General features: G+C 33.7%; 2 protein-coding genes. Both read right to left on the bottom strand.

Going from position 1 to position 1,557, the window contains the following annotated elements:
* Positions 1-358: 358 nt before the first annotated feature.
* Positions 359-697 (bottom strand): hypothetical protein, encoded by a 339-nt coding sequence (locus VE944_RS26710; RefSeq protein ID WP_324984334.1) that lies wholly within the window; start codon positions 695-697, stop codon positions 359-361.
* Between the two features lie 40 nt (positions 698-737).
* On the bottom strand, positions 738-989 hold the full coding sequence (locus VE944_RS26715; protein WP_324984337.1) for a hypothetical protein: 252 nt from the start codon (positions 987-989) through the stop codon (positions 738-740).
* Positions 990-1,557 lie beyond the last annotated feature (568 nt).

Here is a 1,557-nt window from a genome sequence, read left to right on the forward strand (position 1 = left end):
ATTATGTTTGCGGTTTGTTTGCAATTATTGTGGTTTCATTTGCAGTTATTGTGGTTTTGAGACCCCTCTTATTTGCAAATAATGTGGTTTCAAAAATGGCTTGTTTGCAGTTTTAACGATTTATGTTTGCAGTTCGCTACATATAGCCCGGACACTAGAAAATAAGGGATTAAAAATTTCTCGAACAATTATTAAAGGAAAAATTTTAGAAATGTACCCAAACACTGATGATTGGCTCTCTGATGATGCGCGATTAGATGTAATTAGAGCGCTGGAAAAGCAACATGTATGAATAAAATAGTGTCAAAAAAACCAGAGCAAATATAACTCTGGTTATATGTATTATTTTAATATTTTATTAATCACCTGTTAGCATTAATGCGTTAGCCCGACAGGTAAACCACATTTCATCAGTTGTATTTACTGCCCTGTTATTTTGATGGAAAGGATAGGACATATCCATTTCAATTAACTGATTGTCTTCATTTATTTCCATTAAATACCTAGTAATTTTTGTTATTTCTAAATTTATTAAAGCCCCGCGAGGGGTAGAAATAGTTAAAAATTCATGTTGATTTAATCGATTATTAGTATTTAAATAAGCAGTTCTAGAGCCTTCTTCACCAAAGAAAAGTCTACCTATCCCTGGATCTATTTGGTCTAAGTTCACAATTATTTCGTAATGATATTTAGCCATCTTTATTTTTTTAGTCTACTACTAACAGTTAAAAATCAGCCTAATAATCAAACTTAATAGGCTGATTACCAAAATGATTATAAATGTTTTTTGGTGTTAGCCAATCAGGGATTGTTACCTTTTTATCTACTTCTGCATCCCCCTCGGAGTTATTCAAACCGTTAATCACTGCCACATTAAGAGGAACTTTACCATCGGCTGTTTTACGGTCAATCTGAATAGTTCCCCTAGCTGTAGCGAACTGCAAACATAAATCGTTAAAACTGCAAACAAGCCATTTTTGAAACCACATTATTTGCAAATAAGAGGGGTCTCAAAACCACAATAATTGCAAATGAAATTGCAAACATAATTTTCAAACTGCAAACAAGGGTTTTCAAACCACATTAACTGCAAATAAGCCGTAAACCTTACTGGAACTGGCTTAGGGGATTTATTGCCTAAAAAGTGTCCAATTTATACGATCCAATTAGCCAAACACTTATGCCCGAACGTTGTGGTTTAATCTGAACGGTATCCGTCCAATTTAATTATGAATTAGGTTTTTGGGAGTAAGTACTACTAACCTGCTTCTTTCTCTTGGTAAAGACTCTTAAGTTTAGACTGGAGTAATGGTGAATTTTCTTTAATTTGGACAGTTTCATCCCAAGAGTCCCAAAAAAGCTAAAATCCATACTGGCTAAAGATTACAGCCTATTTGCAGTTAATGTGGTTTCAAAATTATGTTTGCGGTTTGTTTGCAATTATTGTGGTTTCATTTGCAGTTATTGTGGTTTTGAGACCCCTCTTATTTGCAAATAATGTGGTTTCAAAAATGGCTTGTTTGCAGTTTTAACGATTTATGTTTGCAGTTCGCTACA

The organism is Nostoc sp. (assembly GCF_035638895.1).
Taxonomy (GTDB): Bacteria; Cyanobacteriota; Cyanobacteriia; order Cyanobacteriales; family Nostocaceae; genus Nostoc.

Coding starts and splice junctions, on each gene's coding strand:
- VE944_RS26715 (WP_324984337.1), bottom strand. CDS start 989: ATGTGGTTTCAAAAATGGCTTGTTTGCAGTTTTAACGATTTATGTTTG.
- VE944_RS26710 (WP_324984334.1), bottom strand. CDS start 697: ATGGCTAAATATCATTACGAAATAATTGTGAACTTAGACCAAATAGAT.